Source organism: Flavobacterium sp. LHD-80, from assembly GCF_030929605.1.
Classification (GTDB): Bacteria; Bacteroidota; Bacteroidia; order Flavobacteriales; family Flavobacteriaceae; genus Flavobacterium.
This window is the reverse complement of the sequence record NZ_JAVFVS010000004.1, coordinates 748,452-764,366: the sequence shown is the minus strand read 5'-3', so window position 1 is coordinate 764,366 and position 15,915 is coordinate 748,452. Positions and strand designations below refer to the sequence as shown.

At 34.2% G+C, this 15,915-nt stretch carries 17 protein-coding genes and 1 riboswitch; of the genes, 12 read left to right on the top strand and 5 right to left on the bottom strand.

What is annotated here, in order from left to right; genetic code table 11:
• Nucleotides 1-128 precede the first annotated feature (128 nt).
• Nucleotides 129-1,091: a translation elongation factor Ts gene (gene tsf / locus RB619_RS07840; RefSeq protein ID WP_308096098.1), complete on the top strand. Its 963-nt coding sequence runs from the start codon at nucleotides 129-131 to the stop codon at nucleotides 1,089-1,091.
• A 202-nt stretch (nucleotides 1,092-1,293) separates the two neighbouring features.
• Here the strand turns inward: tsf and RB619_RS07835 are convergent, their stop codons facing one another.
• The gene (locus tag RB619_RS07835) at nucleotides 1,294-3,411 is read right to left on the bottom strand and encodes a M3 family metallopeptidase (protein ID WP_308096096.1); all 2,118 of its coding nucleotides are present in this window, start codon (nucleotides 3,409-3,411) and stop codon (nucleotides 1,294-1,296) included.
• Nucleotides 3,412-3,758: 347 nt separating this feature from the next.
• Between RB619_RS07835 and RB619_RS07830 the strand changes: the two genes are divergently transcribed.
• From RB619_RS07830 to RB619_RS07780, 11 genes are all read left to right on the top strand, one after another.
• Nucleotides 3,759-4,421, top strand: a complete 663-nt coding sequence (locus RB619_RS07830) for a queuosine precursor transporter (protein WP_308096094.1) — start codon at nucleotides 3,759-3,761, stop codon at nucleotides 4,419-4,421.
• A 107-nt stretch (nucleotides 4,422-4,528) separates the two neighbouring features.
• Complete coding sequence (locus tag RB619_RS07825; RefSeq protein ID WP_308096092.1) at nucleotides 4,529-5,113, top strand: hypothetical protein; 585 nt, start codon at nucleotides 4,529-4,531, stop codon at nucleotides 5,111-5,113.
• Nucleotides 5,113-5,685 (top strand): DNA-3-methyladenine glycosylase I, encoded by a 573-nt coding sequence (locus tag RB619_RS07820; protein WP_308096090.1) that lies wholly within the window; start codon nucleotides 5,113-5,115, stop codon nucleotides 5,683-5,685. The genes RB619_RS07825 and RB619_RS07820 overlap by 1 nt, the downstream gene beginning before the upstream one ends.
• 86 nt (nucleotides 5,686-5,771) lie before the next feature.
• Nucleotides 5,772-5,868, top strand: a riboswitch (TPP riboswitch).
• A 66-nt stretch (nucleotides 5,869-5,934) separates the two neighbouring features.
• On the top strand, nucleotides 5,935-6,141 hold the full coding sequence (gene thiS / locus RB619_RS07815; protein ID WP_308096087.1) for a sulfur carrier protein ThiS: 207 nt from the start codon (nucleotides 5,935-5,937) through the stop codon (nucleotides 6,139-6,141).
• Nucleotides 6,142-6,296: 155 nt separating this feature from the next.
• Nucleotides 6,297-8,120 carry a phosphomethylpyrimidine synthase ThiC gene (gene thiC, locus RB619_RS07810; protein WP_308096085.1) on the top strand — a complete coding sequence of 608 codons (1,824 nt, stop codon included), beginning with the start codon at nucleotides 6,297-6,299 and terminating at the stop codon, nucleotides 8,118-8,120.
• 89 nt (nucleotides 8,121-8,209) lie between these two features.
• Complete coding sequence (locus RB619_RS07805; RefSeq protein WP_308096083.1) at nucleotides 8,210-8,806, top strand: thiamine phosphate synthase; 597 nt, start codon at nucleotides 8,210-8,212, stop codon at nucleotides 8,804-8,806.
• Nucleotides 8,764-9,516 (top strand): hydroxymethylpyrimidine/phosphomethylpyrimidine kinase, encoded by a 753-nt coding sequence (locus RB619_RS07800; RefSeq protein ID WP_308096081.1) that lies wholly within the window; start codon nucleotides 8,764-8,766, stop codon nucleotides 9,514-9,516. Before RB619_RS07805 ends, RB619_RS07800 begins: the two co-directional genes overlap by 43 nt.
• Nucleotides 9,509-10,147 (top strand): thiamine phosphate synthase, encoded by a 639-nt coding sequence (locus tag RB619_RS07795; protein ID WP_308096078.1) that lies wholly within the window; start codon nucleotides 9,509-9,511, stop codon nucleotides 10,145-10,147. Before RB619_RS07800 ends, RB619_RS07795 begins: the two co-directional genes overlap by 8 nt.
• Nucleotides 10,128-10,904 carry a thiazole synthase gene (locus RB619_RS07790; protein WP_308096076.1) on the top strand — a complete coding sequence of 259 codons (777 nt, stop codon included), beginning with the start codon at nucleotides 10,128-10,130 and terminating at the stop codon, nucleotides 10,902-10,904. The genes RB619_RS07795 and RB619_RS07790 overlap by 20 nt, the downstream gene beginning before the upstream one ends.
• A gap of 111 nt (nucleotides 10,905-11,015) precedes the next feature.
• Nucleotides 11,016-12,131: a 2-iminoacetate synthase ThiH gene (gene thiH, locus RB619_RS07785; RefSeq protein ID WP_308096073.1), complete on the top strand. Its 1,116-nt coding sequence runs from the start codon at nucleotides 11,016-11,018 to the stop codon at nucleotides 12,129-12,131.
• 83 nt (nucleotides 12,132-12,214) lie between these two features.
• Entirely contained in the window at nucleotides 12,215-12,925 is a 711-nt protein-coding gene (locus tag RB619_RS07780) for a HesA/MoeB/ThiF family protein (protein ID WP_308096071.1), read from the top strand.
• Here RB619_RS07780 and RB619_RS07775 read toward each other — a convergent pair.
• The 4 genes from RB619_RS07775 to RB619_RS07760 all read right to left on the bottom strand — a co-directional run bounded on the left by RB619_RS07775 (nucleotide 12,922) and on the right by RB619_RS07760 (nucleotide 15,903).
• Nucleotides 12,922-13,716, bottom strand: coding sequence for an MOSC domain-containing protein (locus tag RB619_RS07775; RefSeq protein WP_308096069.1), 795 nt, complete (start codon nucleotides 13,714-13,716; stop codon nucleotides 12,922-12,924). The two genes, RB619_RS07780 and RB619_RS07775, sit on opposite strands and share 4 nt — an antisense overlap.
• 1 nt (nucleotide 13,717) lies before the next feature.
• Nucleotides 13,718-14,362, bottom strand: coding sequence for a leucyl/phenylalanyl-tRNA--protein transferase (aat, locus tag RB619_RS07770; RefSeq protein WP_308096067.1), 645 nt, complete (start codon nucleotides 14,360-14,362; stop codon nucleotides 13,718-13,720).
• A 262-nt stretch (nucleotides 14,363-14,624) separates the two neighbouring features.
• Complete coding sequence (locus RB619_RS07765; protein WP_308096065.1) at nucleotides 14,625-14,996, bottom strand: DUF3127 domain-containing protein; 372 nt, start codon at nucleotides 14,994-14,996, stop codon at nucleotides 14,625-14,627.
• A gap of 31 nt (nucleotides 14,997-15,027) precedes the next feature.
• The gene (locus RB619_RS07760) at nucleotides 15,028-15,903 is read right to left on the bottom strand and encodes a flavin reductase family protein (RefSeq protein ID WP_308096062.1); all 876 of its coding nucleotides are present in this window, start codon (nucleotides 15,901-15,903) and stop codon (nucleotides 15,028-15,030) included.
• Between the last annotated feature and the right edge of the window lie 12 nt (nucleotides 15,904-15,915).

Genomic DNA, 15,915 nt, shown 5'->3' with positions numbered 1-15,915 from the left:
AAATTCCAAATTTTAAATTCCAAATTCCAAATACAAAATTAAAAACGCTATGTTGATAATTTAATAAAATTGGAGTTTGGGATTTAGAAGATGGAATTTTTACTTTTAACATTAAAATTCAAAATATTATGGCAACAATTACTGCTGCAGACGTAAATAAATTAAGACAATCTACAGGTGCCGGAATGATGGACTGTAAAAAAGCTTTAGTTGAAGCTGAAGGAGATTTCGATAAAGCTATACAAATCCTTAGAGAAAAAGGACAAAAAGTTGCTGCTAACCGTTCTGACCGTGAGTCTTCTGAAGGAGCTGCTGTTTCTTTTATCAATGCAGACAACACTAAAGGAGCTATCATCACTTTAAACTGTGAAACTGACTTCGTAGGTAAAAATGAAGCTTTCGTAACTTTAGCTAAAGATTTAGTTGAAAGAGCTATCAACTTCTCTTCTAAAGAAGAATTTTTAGCTTCTGATTTCAACGGAATTACTGTTGCTGAAAAATTAATCGAGCAAACAGGTGTTATCGGTGAAAAAATCGAAATCGGTGGTTTCGAAATTTTAGAAGGTGCTTTCGTTGGATCTTATGTTCACGTTAACAAAATTGCTGCTTTAACAGCTATTTCTGCTCCAATCGCTAATGCTGAGACTTTAACAAAAGACGTATCTATGCAAGTTGCTTCTATGGGAGCTGACACATTATCTTACAAAGATTTTGATCCTGCTTTCGTTGCTTCTGAACTTGCTGCTCGTATTGCTGTAATCGAAAAAGAAAATGAAGAAGCTGCACGTTTAGGAAAAACTTTAAAAAATGTTCCTAAATACATCTCTTTCTCTCAATTAACTCCTGAAGTTATCAAACAAGCTGAAGAAGATGCTAAAGCTGAATTAAAAGCTGAAGGCAAACCAGAGCAAATATGGGATAAAATTCTTCCAGGAAAAGTTCAACGTTTCATTTCTGACAACACTACTTTAGATCAAGAGAAAGCTCTTTTAGATCAAAACTTCATCAAAGATGACAGTAAAAAAGTTGGTGATTATGTTAAAGGATTCAATGTTGAAATCACAGGTTTCAAAAGAGTTACTTTAGGTTAATATAATTATTTCAATATAAAAAGCCCTGGATCTTACGATTCAGGGCTTTTTTTGTTATTCGACAAAACTGAACTAAAGTCCAGCTCTACAATATAATTTGTTCCTTTCGGAACTTACCGAAGAGCTTTTAACTCAATACAATTCAATAAAAAAATCCCCGAATAAATAATTATTCGGGGACTTTAATCAGATTTTGATCTTATTATTTTTTACTCTTAATCGGGAAGTTTCGTGCACGCATCAAAGCATCTGACTTTGGAGCTCTGCCTCTGAAATTTTCATAAGCTTTCTCTTGATCGATTGTGTTTCCAACACTGAAAACAGTTTCATACAAACGTTTTGCAACTGCTTTATCATAAGGACCTTTTCCTTCTGTAAAAGCTTCCCATGCATCTGCATTAATAACGTCTGCCCATAAATAACTGTAGTAACCTGCAGCATATCCATCACTTGAAAAAATATGCCCGAATTGTGGAATACGGTGACGCATTACAATTTCTGAAGGCATATGAAGTGCATCTAAAGTTTCTTTTTCAAATTTATGAGGATCGATAGGTTCCGTAGCTAAATGTAGTTTCATATCGACTAAAGAACTTGAAATTGTTTCTACAGTAGAGAAACCTTCTCCAAAATTAGATGCTTTTTCAATTCTGTCAACTAAAGCCTGTGGTAATGGTTGATTTGTTTTATAATGCAAAGCGAATTTATTCAACACTTCTGGAGTTGCCAACCAGTGCTCTAATAACTGTGAAGGGAACTCAACATAATCTCTTGCAACAGAAGTTCCTGCTAAACTTGGGTAAGTTACATTTGAACATAATCCGTGAAGTGCGTGTCCAAATTCGTGGAATAATGTACTGGCATCTTCCCATGAAATTAAAATTGGCTCATTTGGTGCTCCTTTAACAAAGTTACAGTTGTTAGAAACAATTGTTAGTACATCTCCGTCTAGTTTTTGCTGATCACGGTAAGCATTCATCCAAGCTCCTGAACGCTTTCCTGCGCGAGCATAAGGATCAAAATACCATAAACCAACTACTTTGCCTGTTACTTTATTACTTACCTCCCAAACACGTACATCTGGATGATAAACTGGAACATTTGTAATTTGTTTAAAACTTAAATTAAACAATTCACCAGCAACCCAAAACATACCTTCACGCAAGTTTTCTAATTGAAGATAAGGTTTAACTTCGTTTTGGTCTAAATCATATTTTGCTTTTCTAACTTTCTCTGCATAAAAACGGTAATCCCACGGCTGAATTTTAAAGTTTCCGCCTTCAGCATCAACGATTTTTTGCATTTCTGCAACATCTTTATGAACTTGCTCAACAGCTGGCTCCCAAACTGATTCCATTAAAGCCAAAGTCTTTTTTGGATCTTTTGCCATTTTGTTAGATAAACTCCAATCAGCAAAAGTTGGGTAACCCAATAATTTTGCTTTTTGAGTACGCAATTGTAAAATAGAAACCAATGTTGCATTGTTGTCATTTTCGTTTCCGTTGTCTCCACGTTTAACAAAAATATCAAAAGCTTTTTCCCTTAAATCTCTTCGAGTTGAAAATGTCAAAAATGGTTCGATAGAAGAACGTGTATTTGCAATACAACCTAAAACGTCTAATTTTCTTTCTTTCGCTTCAGCAATAGCTGCATTTTTAACTTCTGTTGGCAAACCATCAAAATCACTTTCAGTTTTTAAAGCAACATATTGATTATGCTCTTCTGCCAATAAATTCTGGCTGAAACGTGTAAAAAGTGTTGCTAATTCTTTGTTTATTCCTGCAACTTTTGCTTTGTCAGCATCATTAAGTTGAGCACCTTGACGAACAAAATTAGTATAATACAACCAAATTAAACGTTGTTGCTCACCTGTAAGTTTGCTTTTTTCTTTTGAATTATAAACCGCTTGAATTCTAGTAAATAATTTTTTATTCTGATTGATTTTATCTGAAAACTCAGAAAATTTAGGTGACAATTCTCTGTCAATTGCGCTAAATTCTGGACTGCTTAGGTTTGATCTGTAAATTCCGTAAACAGTTAAAATTCTTTCAATAGTTTGTCCTGAACGCTCCATTGCAACAATTGTATTTTCGAAAGTCGCTGGTTTTGGATTGTTAGCAATAACATCTATTTCGTTTAATTTTTCCTGAATTGCAAACTGAATTGCTGGTTTAAAGTCTGAAACTTTATACTCATTAAAGGCAGGAACTCCTCCGTAAGGGCCGGCCCAAGGTTTTAGCAACGGATTATCAGAATTGCTTTGTGCGGAAGCCGCAAAAAAAGTTGTACTCATGATAAAAATTGACATTAATTTTTTCATTGTCATTAATTTGATTTTAAATAATAGAAACTTGTTCTTCTTCCAAAAATACCTAAAAATTATGTATCAGCCACATATCACAATATGTTAAAAAAATGATACAAATAAAACAATCTGCTTTTTTTGGAAAGTTTTATTTCGAAAATACAACACAAAAAACATAACATACTGAAATAAAACACAATACGACAATCAAATACAATCCTTTTAATTCTGGTTCTTTTACTTTTATATTCCTAAAAAAGAAAAAAACTTAAAATGAAATCTTCCTTCCGAAAGAATATTTTGATTTATTTTCAGCTTAAAATAATTAACTTTGAAAAAAACAGATTTTATAATAAGCTTATATGTTTAAAACCAAAAAGGAAATTGTCTTTGTAATTCTGGCAGGTATATTTATAACTAATGCAGTTGTAGCTGAATTAATTGGAGGAAAACTGATTCAAATTGGCCCATTTGTAATGAGCATTGGAATTTTGCCTTGGCCTATAGTTTTTTTGACAACAGATTTAATAAATGAATATTTTGGTGAAAAAGGAGTTAAAAAACTCTCTTTTATAACAGCCTGCTTAATCGCTTATGCCTTTTTGATTTTATTTATGGCGATTATAATTCCTGCTGCAAAAGGAATAAGTCCGGTTAATGACGATCAATTTCAAGCTGTTTTTGGTCAGAGTATGTGGATTATTGTTGGTAGTTTGATTGCCTTCATGGCATCGCAATTAATTGATGTATGGATTTTTTGGTTTTTCAAAAGACGTACAGGTGAAAGAAAAATATGGCTCAGAACAACGGGATCAACAGTAATTTCGCAATTATTTGATTCTTTTATTGTTCTTGGAATTGCATTTTGGCTGCCTGGAAAAATTAATTTTGATACATTTATATCTTCAGCTTTAATTGGTTATACTTTCAAATTATCAATTGCCATATTGCTGACACCTTTAATATATGCTGGACATCATTTGATTAAAAAATATTTGGAAGAAGATCCTCCTCACAAAGAATAAAAAACAATCGGGTTATGAGAAATGTTAGCTTACTTATTTTATTCGCATTAACATGTTTCCTTTTTAGCTGTGGCCAAGACGAAAAAAAGCCTCCTAAAAAAATAATCATGCCCGTCAATATGCTGAAACCAGCTCCCGTTAAAACTGGAGTAAAAATCGCATCTAAAAATATTAAGGCTCCAAAAGAAATTGGAACAAAAAAACCTGTGACAACCCAAAAAGCTTTTGCTGTAAAAAACACCATCAGCATAACGCCACTTCCTACCCCTGTAAGCAAAACAGAAAATTCTAGCCCTAATATCAAAAAAGAAGTCAACGATAAATTACTGAATTTTGTAAATGTTAGAAAAATACTGAATAACTGCAAAATGGGTCAGACTTTAACTCAAAAAGAACTGACACAAAATTTTGAAATTCCTGAAGAAGCAGTTAAACTAGTTAAAAGCGTCACTAAAACTGCTGAAAATGAGCTTTCCGTAAAATGGAAATCAACTTGGCTTGTTGAAAAAGTATCAGATGCCGAGCTTGAAGACGGCAAAATGAAAGTAAAATTCAAAGCAAATAAAATGTATATGTCCGGCAATGCTATCGGCATTAAATACAACCGAAAAATATATACCAATTTAGTGATAGTTGGCCGTTCTGCTTATATTCCGAGTGTTAAAGGATACAGCTGGCAAATAGGAAGATAATGGAAAAAGAAGATTTAATTCGATGTGGCTGGTGTACTTCCAGCGATTTATACAAAAAATATCATGATGAAGAATGGGGAGTTCCTGTTTATGACGATCCTACTTTATTTGAATTTTTAATTCTCGAAACTTTTCAGGCAGGATTAAGCTGGATTACGATCTTAAACAAAAGAGAAAACTTCAGAGCCGCTTTTGACTATTTTGATTATCAAAAAATAGCTAATTATTCTGAAGAAAAAATCGAAGAATTAATGCAGAATACAGGCATAATTCGGAATAAATTAAAAATTAAAGCTGCAGTTTCAAATGCTCAGGCTTTTATGAAAGTTCAGGAAGAATTTGGTAGTTTCTCCGATTATATTTGGAAATACACTGACGGAAAACCTATTATAAACAATCTCAAAACTTCAAAAGAAGCGCCAGCCACTACTCCACTTTCTGATGAAATCAGTAAAGATTTAAAAAAAAGAGGATTTAAATTTGTTGGCTCAACCGTTATTTATGCACACATGCAAGCCACCGGAATGGTCAATGATCACGCCGAAGATTGCTTTATACGCAAACGAAAATAGTCGCAGTTCTCAGTCACAGTTTTCAGTTTTTTTCAAACCTGAAACTTGAAACCTGAAACTTATAAACAAAAAATACATATATTTGCTTCACACTTTAGGGGTGTCTACAACTTGTAGGCTGAGATTTTACCCTCTGAACCTGATCTAGTTCATACTAGCGTAGGGAAAAGTAAGATGACTTCTGCGCGCATTTTTATGCGTTCTTGTAGCCATTCCTAATGTGTATCTATACACTAAACTCAAAAAGGAATGGAACTAAAAATCAACCAACAAACTAAACATTTCAATGCTGAATCGCTAAGCGTTCAATCATTGCTCGATCTCGAAATTCCGCACAAACAAAACGGAATCGCCATTGCTATTAACAACACCGTTGTTCCAAAAACAAAATGGAACGAATTCCTCGTACAAGAAACTGACGAAATTTTAATTATTTCTGCTACGCAGGGAGGTTAGAATTTAAATTCCTCCCGATAGCTATCGGGACCAAATTCCAATTACATATTGAATGTAGACGCACTGCAGTGCACCTCTACAGAAAAATTTTGTGAGACAAACACAATCAGAATCAACTTGAAACTTCCAACCTGAAACTTGAAACAAAAAACATTATGACTACAGAAGAACAAATATCCAGAACCCCTTTCCCGAATTCTAAAAAAGTTTACATCGACGGAGAAATTCATCCTATAAAAGTAGCAATGCGCGAGATTCATTTAAGCGACACCAAACTTTCAAATGGAGGAATTGAGAAAAACCCACCAGTTACAGTTTACGACACTTCTGGGCCATACACTGATCCAAATGTTGAAATTGACATTAGAAAAGGATTGCCACGCTTACGCGAAAACTGGATTCTAAACCGAAATGATGTTGAAATTTTAAACGAAATCACTTCAGATTACGGTCAAAGTCGATTGAAAGATGAAACACTGAATCATCTTCGTTTTGAGTATTTGCATCAGCCAAAACGTGCTAAAAAAGGCGCCAACGTAACACAATTGTATTACGCCAAACAAGGAATTATTACTCCGGAAATGGAATATATTGCGATTCGTGAAAACCAAAGAATCGAACTTTTAAACGAACAAACCAAAGCGATGCAATGCCAACACGGCGGCCACAGTTTTGGAGCTAATACACCTAAAAGCAAAATCACTCCAGAATTTGTTCGTTCTGAAGTGGCTTGCGGAAGAGCTATAATCCCAAACAACATCAATCATCCCGAAAGTGAGCCTATGATTGTAGGTCGAAATTTCCTAGTGAAAATTAATGCCAATATTGGAAACAGTGCTGTAACATCTAGCATTGAAGAAGAAGTTGAAAAAGCTGTTTGGGCTTGTCGTTGGGGCGCAGACACGATTATGGATTTATCAACGGGAAAAAACATTCATGAAACCAGAGAATGGATTATTCGAAACTCACCTGTCCCAATTGGTACAGTTCCTATTTATCAGGCATTAGAAAAAGTAAAAGGAATTGCCGAAGATTTAACTTGGGAAATTTTCCGCGATACTTTAATAGAACAAGCAGAACAAGGGGTTTCGTACTTCACAATTCACGCTGGTGTTTTACTTCGCTACATTCATTTAACCGCAAATCGCGTTACCGGAATCGTATCACGTGGCGGATCGATTATGGCAAAATGGTGTTTATTTCATCATAAAGAAAACTTTTTGTACACACATTTCGAAGAAATCTGCGAAATCATGAAACAATATGATGTGGCTTTTTCTTTAGGAGATGGTTTGCGTCCGGGTTCCATTGCAGATGCCAACGATGCTGCTCAATTTGCTGAATTAGAAACTTTGGGAGAATTGACGAAAATTGCTTGGAAACATGATGTTCAGGTTTTCATTGAAGGTCCAGGACACGTTCCGATGCATATGATCAAAGAAAACATGGACAAACAATTAGAACATTGCCATGAAGCTCCATTTTATACTTTAGGCCCTTTAACTACTGATATTGCACCGGGTTACGATCATATTACATCGGCAATTGGCGCGGCGATGATTGGCTGGTACGGCTGCGCGATGCTGTGTTATGTAACGCCAAAAGAGCATCTTGGTTTACCAAATAAAAAAGATGTAAAAGACGGTGTGATTACTTATAAAATTTCTGCTCATGCTGCTGATTTGGCTAAAGGTCATCCTGGAGCGCAATATCGCGATAATGCTTTGAGTAAAGCCCGTTTTGAATTCCGTTGGGAAGATCAGTTTAATTTGGCTTTAGATCCTGATACAGCAAGAGAATTTCACGATGAAACCCTTCCGGCTGATGGTGCAAAAGTGGCACATTTCTGTTCGATGTGCGGCCCGAAATTCTGCTCTATGAAAATATCTCAAGAAATCAGAGATGTTGCTGCTGCAGAAAAAGGAATGCAAGAGAAATCAGAGGAGTTTATTGAGCAGGGTAAAGAGATTTATATATAACAAAAGTATTAAGATGGAAGAATTAAGCATTAAGACTGTTAAACTAAAACTCTTAATACTTTCATCTTAATACTTAATACTATCCAGATATGATTGTAATTTCGAATCCTTTTTTAGTTGAAGATGAAATTGACATTCTTCATTCTTTATTTGAAGAAGGATTGCCTTTGCTTCATATCAGAAAACCTGATTTTTCTGAATTGGAAATGGCGCAATTTATTCATCAGATAAAAGTAGAATTTCGTACTAATCTAGTTCTGCACAGTCATTATCATTTGGCTGAAGATTTTGGAATTAGCAGAATTCATTTTTCTGAAAACAACAGAAATTCTCCTGCAAGGTTTTCAAAACCTTGTAGGTCGAAATCAACGTCAACACATTCAATTGAAGATTTCAATTCTCTTCAAAATTTTGATTATGCTTTTCTAAGTCCGATTTTCAAAAGTATTTCAAAGGAAAATTATCATCCGAAAAGAGATCTTTTTGGAGAAATAAAATCAAGAACAAATTACAGAACAAAAGTGGTCGCTTTAGGCGGAATTGACCCTGAAAAAATTCAAAAAACACTTGAAGCAGGTTTTGATGATGTTGCACTTTTGGGAACAATTTGGAATGCCGAAAATCCATTAAAACAATTTAAATTATGTCAGAAAATCGTCCTTACGCACTTACAATCGCAGGCTTAGATCCTTCTGGAGGCGCAGGAATTTTGGCTGATATCAAAACATTTGAACAGCATAAAGTTGCTGGCTTTGCAATTGCGACTGCCAATACAATTCAGACCGAAAATAAATTTTATGAAATCCAATGGATCAATTTAAGCTTTGTTATTCGATCAATTGAAACCTTTTTTCTAACCTATAAAATCAGCGTGGTAAAAATTGGAATCGTTCCATCTTTGCATTATTTAAACCGAATTCTTTCGACTATAAAACTACTGTCACCAACTACACAAATTGTTTGGGATCCGGTCTTGAAATCAACTACAAAATTCGAGTTTTTAAACGTTGAAGATCGTTTAGACTTAAGCAAAATCCTATCAAAAATTGATTTGATCACGCCTAATTATATAGAAATTGAAAAATTACTTCCTGGTTTTACAAAAGATCATCTTTGGATTGAAAATGAAATTTCAACTGCAATTTTACTAAAAGGCGGTCATAATTTAAATGAAGTTGGAAAAGATCAATTGTTTTTGAAAAATAAAATCATCGATTTGTTTCCAACTAATAAAAACTGTTCAGAAAAACATGGTTCAGGCTGTGTACTTTCTTCGGCAATCGCTTCTAATTTAGCCCTAAATCAAACTATTGAAGCTGCTTGTCAAAATGCTAAAACCTACATAGAAAAATACTTAAGTTCAACTTCAACACTAATAGGATATCATTATGTATAATAAAATGCAATATATATCGCAGGGAAAAACAATCGAAGAACAATTATATAATATTCATCAAGCACTTGACGCCGGCTGTGATTGGATACAAATGCGCTTTAAAAATCAAAACGCTAAAAACACCTTTACTTTGGCCGAAGCCGTAAAAGTTTTATGCGAAGAATATTTGGCAAACTTTATTGTAAATGACGATTTATATCTCGCACAACAAATTGCGGCAGACGGGGTTCATCTTGGTTTAACAGACATGAATATAAAAGAGGCACGAGCCATTTTAGGCAAAACCAAGATCATTGGTGGAACGGCAAATACTTTTGAAGATATTCGAAACCATGTTCAAAACGGATGCGATTATATTGGTTTAGGTCCTTTTCGATTTACTGATACAAAGGAAAAACTAAGTCCGATTTTAGGTTTATCAGGCTATTTTGAAATTCTTCAAAAAATGAAAAAAAATAAAATCGAAATTCCGGTTTACGCTATTGGAGGAATCACTTTGAAAGATGTAAACCCTTTAATGGAAACTGGAATTTACGGAATTGCCGTTTCTGGAATCATCACAGAAAGCCCTGAAAAGAAAATACTAATTCAACAATTAAACGAAAAATTATATGCAAACGTCATTGTTTAATATTGGAGACAAAAGCTTCAAATCCCGATTGTTTTTAGGAACTGGAAAATTTGGTTCGAATGAAGAAATGGAAAATGCCATTTTAGCTTCAGAAAGTGAATTGGTAACTGTTGCTTTAAAACGTATCGATTTGGAAACCGATACTGATGCTATTTTATCGCATTTAAAACATCCAAATATAAATTTACTGCCAAATACATCTGGCGCAAGAAATGCGAAAGAAGCTGTTTTTGCAGCACAATTGGCCAGAGAAGCATTAGAAACAAATTGGGTAAAACTAGAAATTCATCCCGATCCAAAATACTTAATGCCGGATCCAATTGAGACTTTAAAAGCGACTGAAGAATTGGCAAAATTGGGTTTTATAGTTCTTCCCTACATTCACGCCGATCCCGTTTTGTGTAAACATTTAGAAAGTGCCGGAACTGCTGCAGTTATGCCTTTGGGTTCACCAATTGGAAGCAATAAAGGTTTGAAAACTATTGATTTTTTAGAAATTATAATTGAACAAAGCAATGTTCCTGTTATTGTTGATGCTGGAATTGGCGCTCCTTCTGATGCTGCAAAAGCAATGGAAATTGGTGCCGATGCTGTTTTGGTTAATACTGCAATTGCCGTTGCCGGAAATCCAAAATTAATGGCCGAAGCTTTTAAAGAAGCTGTAATAGCTGGAAGAAAAGCTTTTGAAGCTAAAGTTGCTCATAAGCAGAATTTTGCTATAGCTTCTAGTCCTTTGACTTCTTTTCTTTATGACTAAATAATTTAACCGCAAAGTTCGCAAGGTTTTTCCGCAAAGCACGCAAAGCACGTAAAGCTTAGCGAACCTTGCGTAATTCTTAGCGTGCCTTGCGGTTAAAAACCAAAAACTATGAACAACACATTCAAATCTATTTTTGACCAATATAATTGGGATGACATTCAAACCAAAATATACCAAACAACTTCAAAAGATGTCGAGCGAACTTTGGCTAAAACCAAATACAATCTCGATGATTTTTTGATTCTGATTTCTCCTATTGCACAAAATTATCTGGAAGAAATGGCTCAAAAATGCCATGAAATCACTAAAAAACGTTTTGGAAAAACAATCCAAATGTATGCACCATTGTATTTGAGCAACGAATGCCAAAACATTTGTACCTATTGCGGTTTCAGTTTAGACAATAAAATCAAACGAAAAACACTGACTGATGCCGAAATAAAACTCGAAGTTGAAGCGTTAAAAAATACAGGTTTTGATCAAGTTTTATTGGTTACTGGCGAAGCAAATTATAGCGTAAACATCAATTATTTCCTGAATGCAATTGATTTAATTAGAAAAGAATTTTCGATTATTTCTGTTGAAGTACAGCCACTTTCTACAGAAGATTATAAGCGATTACACGATGCTGGAGTTTATTCCGTTTTGGTTTATCAGGAAACGTATCATCAGGAAGTTTATAAAAAATACCATACCAAAGGCAAAAAATCAAATTTTGATTATAGATTGGAAACTCCAGATCGAATTGGAACGGCTGGAATTCATAAAATTGGTTTGGGTGTTTTACTAGGTTTGGAAGATTGGCGCACCGACAGTTTTTTTAACGCTTTGCATTTAGATTATCTTCAAAAGAAATATTGGCAGACAAAATATTCTGTTTCTTTCCCACGTCTTCGTCCAGCTGAAGGAATTATTGAACCCAATTTTATTATGGATGACAAAGATTTGACGCAATTAATTTGTGCGTATCGTTTATGGAATGAAGATCTAGAAATTTCAATTTCGACTAGAGAAAATGAAAAATTCAGAAACAATATTATTCCGATTGGTGTTACGAGTATGAGTGCCGGTTCTAAAACAAATCCGGGTGGTTATGTGGTTGATCCGCAATCATTAGAACAATTTGAAATCAGCGATGAACGCTCTGCTGAAGAAATTTCAAAAATTATAAAAAGCAAAGGCTATGAACCTGTTTGGAAAGATTGGGACAAGGTTTATAGTTGAAATGTTTCAAGTTTCAAGTTTCAAGTTTCAAGTTTGAATACTTAACATTTTACAATTCACAACTCACAATTCACAATTAAAAAATGAGCATCATACAAGAATTCCTTCGTTACAACAGACAAACTATACTTCCTGAAATTGGCGATGAAGGTCAGAAAAAACTAAAAAAAGCACGAGTTTTAGTAATTGGAGCTGGTGGTTTGGGTTGTCCCATTTTACAATATATTGCTACTGCTGGAGTTGGTTTTATTGGAATTATGGATTTTGATACTATTGAGATTCACAATCTGCATCGACAAATATTATATACCGAAAATGAAATTGGGCAACAAAAAGCGATTGTGGCAAAAGAAGTGGTTTCGAAATTAAATCCGCTTATTGAAGCTGTTGCAATTACGGAGAAATTAACCTTGGAAAATGCTTCAAAAATCATAAACCAATATGATATAATTGTCGATGGTTCAGATAATTTTACAACACGTTATTTGGTCAACGATACTTGCGTTCAGCTAAACAAACCTTTGATTTACGGAAGTATTTTGAAATTTGAAGGCCAAATTGCTGTCTTTAATCACAATGGAAGTAAAAATTTGCGTGATTTATTTCCTGAAATGCCAGATCCAAAAGATGTTCCGAATTGCAATTTGAATGGCGTTATGGGAACTTTACCAGGAATTATTGGAAATATGATGGCGCATGAAACACTAAAAGTAATTTTAGAATTACCTTCTTTAAAAAATGAAATTATAATTTTTAATACGCTAAATTGGAATTTTACAAAACTGAATTTCTAGAAAACAAGCGTATCTCCAACCTTGATATTTCCCGCATTCAAACTCACAATATTAGTTCCGAATAAAACCGAATTATCAACATTTCTGTATTTGCTTAATGTTTTTAAAGGTTCTTTTTTCAAACGTCCATTTTCCGGATCATTATTCACCATAATACATCTTCCGCAAGGTTTTATATTTTTAAATTGAACTTCTCCAATTGAAAAAGTATTAAAATCATCTTCTTCATGAGGGTTTTCAGTACTTACTACAATGTTTGGGCGAAACCTTTTTATTGTGATTTTCTCATCCAATTTATCATTTAAAAAATCCAAACTTTTTGATCCAATTAATAAATAAGGATAACCATCTGCCAAGCTAACATTGAAAGTTTCTTTTAATCTGGAGCTTTCATGTTTACGAGCTCCATTTTTTAGTATCTTGACTAATTTACATTCAAAACCTAAATGTTGGCTGAACCAATTTGAAGTATTTTCATTAACCTCAACAACTTCGCTTTGATCATCCCAAACATTCACTTTTAAAGCGTTTCCAAAATGTTCATCAACAGAAAATTCATGCTTTTGATTTTCAAAAGTAATACTGATTTTTCCATCTAAAATCTGAGGATAAAACTGACTCATTATTCGATGTTCTCTTTGCGTAATCATTTGATTTTCTGCATCAATCAACATCCATCTTCGATCGTTCTCAAAACCCATTTCTTCAGCCAAAGCAACTTCACAGCTTATTCCTGCCAAACTTTTTATTGGATAAATATAAATTTCCTTTACAACATGAACTGCACTCATATTACTTGCTTTTTAAAATGGACATAAATTCATCACGATCAATTTCGCGACAGCCTAAACTCTCTAAATGCGGGTTATAGACCTGGCAATCTAATAATTTGTAATTTTCTTTTTGCAAATATAAAGCTAAAGCAATAAAAGCAACCTTTGATGCATTTGAAACTTTAGAAAACATACTTTCTCCACAAAAAATAGTTCCTTTTCCCAAATCAATTCCATAAAGACCACCAACCAATTTTTCGTCCTGCCAAACCTCAACCGATTTTGCAATTCCTTCTTCATTTAGTTTGCAATATGCATCGATCATTTCGTTGGAAATCCAAGTACCGCTTTGCCCATCACGTTTTATCTGCTGGCAATTCGAAATAACTTCTTTGAAATTTTTATTATAAGTAACCTTAAACATTTTCCGATTCAGAATATTTCGCATGCTTTTGGATATTACCAATTCATCAAAAAACAATACCATTCTAGGATCTGGTGCCCACCAAAGTATGGGTTCTCCTTCATTAAACCATGGAAAGATGCCGCTGTTATACGCTAATTTCAATCGTTCCGGATTTAAGTCACCGCCAACAGCCAGAATTCCTTCTTCATCGGCTTCTGAAACTGGCGGGAAAAATAAATCTTTTAATAAATAATACATGTTTTAAAATTATCAATATTGAAAAAATCCAAAAACAAAATTCCAAATTCCAAAAGGATAACTCATCGAAGCTTATAGCTACCGTTTGTCATCCTGAGCGAAGTCGAAGGACCGCAAAGTGCGTCGACAATCTTTGGCGAGTTTCGTGTGTGATTTCTCCTTCGTCGAAATGACATAACTGAGAGTAAAAACAAAATTCCAAACTCCAAATTCACGTTAATGAATTGGAATTTGGAATTTAATTATTGAAATTTCTAATTTCTTAGAAAGGTAAATCGTCTGGTTCGTCTTCGTTAATGCTAGCTGCTGGAGCAAATGTCTCTGCTGCTGGCATTGGAGCTCCTTGTGCTGGACCTTCTGGAGCTAATCTTTCGATTCTCCAACCTTGAATACTATTAAAATATCTAGTTTCACCTTGTGGGTTAACCCATTCTCTTCCTCTTAAATTGATAGAAACTTTTACTGCTTCACCTTGCTTATAGCTGCTTAATAAATCGCATTTATCTTGTGTAAATTCGATTAAAATGTGCTGTGGATACTGCTCATCTGTAGTAACTACTAATTCTCTTTTTTTGAATGAAGCACTAACTTGTTGCTCAGGATTAACCACTTTTACTTTTCCTATAACTTCCATCTTCGTCTATAATTAATTATTGTTTCTATTCTTATTTTTTAGCTAAAAGCACTTTCCAAGCCGATTCAATATCGTCATTATTCAGATATTTTTTGGCTTCTAAATGCACTTTTTCCTGATCATCTGAGCTTAAAACTCCTTTCACAGAAAAATTTTCTTTCACAAATATACTAACTTCTTCCATTGTAGGCAAGGCCTCAATATTTCCGAGCTTACCAAGATCATTTCCAGTAAAAACAGGGCTTTCCTTGATATAATTCGGAATTGCATCGACACCTACGCCAAGAGTTGTAAGCGGTTTTGGCACTTCAAAAAGCCCTTGATTAGATCTTGAATACCAGTCTTTTCCAAGTCGTGAAACCAAATCAATTTTATGCTGATCAATTGCTCCATTTTCATCTAAAATAGATTCATGAATATGCATTTTAACCACTTCACACAAAATCAAATTTCCTGCTCCGCCTTCTGTTCCTAACGGAATAATCTGCGTTATCTTACATTCAAACTGCACCGGAGATTCTTTTACACGATACGGTTTTACCAAATCTGACGGAATTTGTGTTAAACCAGCTTTTATAAATTCGTTTACACCTTCTGCATATTCGGTGCTTGCTAAAGAAGTCTGCTGTACCAAATCATAATTCACTACATTAATTACAACTTCGCGTGTTGCTTCGGCATTAATTAAAGTATGTTTTACAGTATTGTCTCGAACTCGTCTCGCTGGCGAAAAAATCAAAATTGGAGGATTGGCACTGAACACATTAAAAAAGCTAAAGGGAGACAAATTAGGAATTCCTTCTGCACTAATTGTACTTGCAAATGCAATAGGACGCGGTCCTACTGAACTTTGCAGATAACCATGCAATTTTGCCGTTGGTATCTCTTTTGGATCGATGCTAATCATAATTTTTTCTTT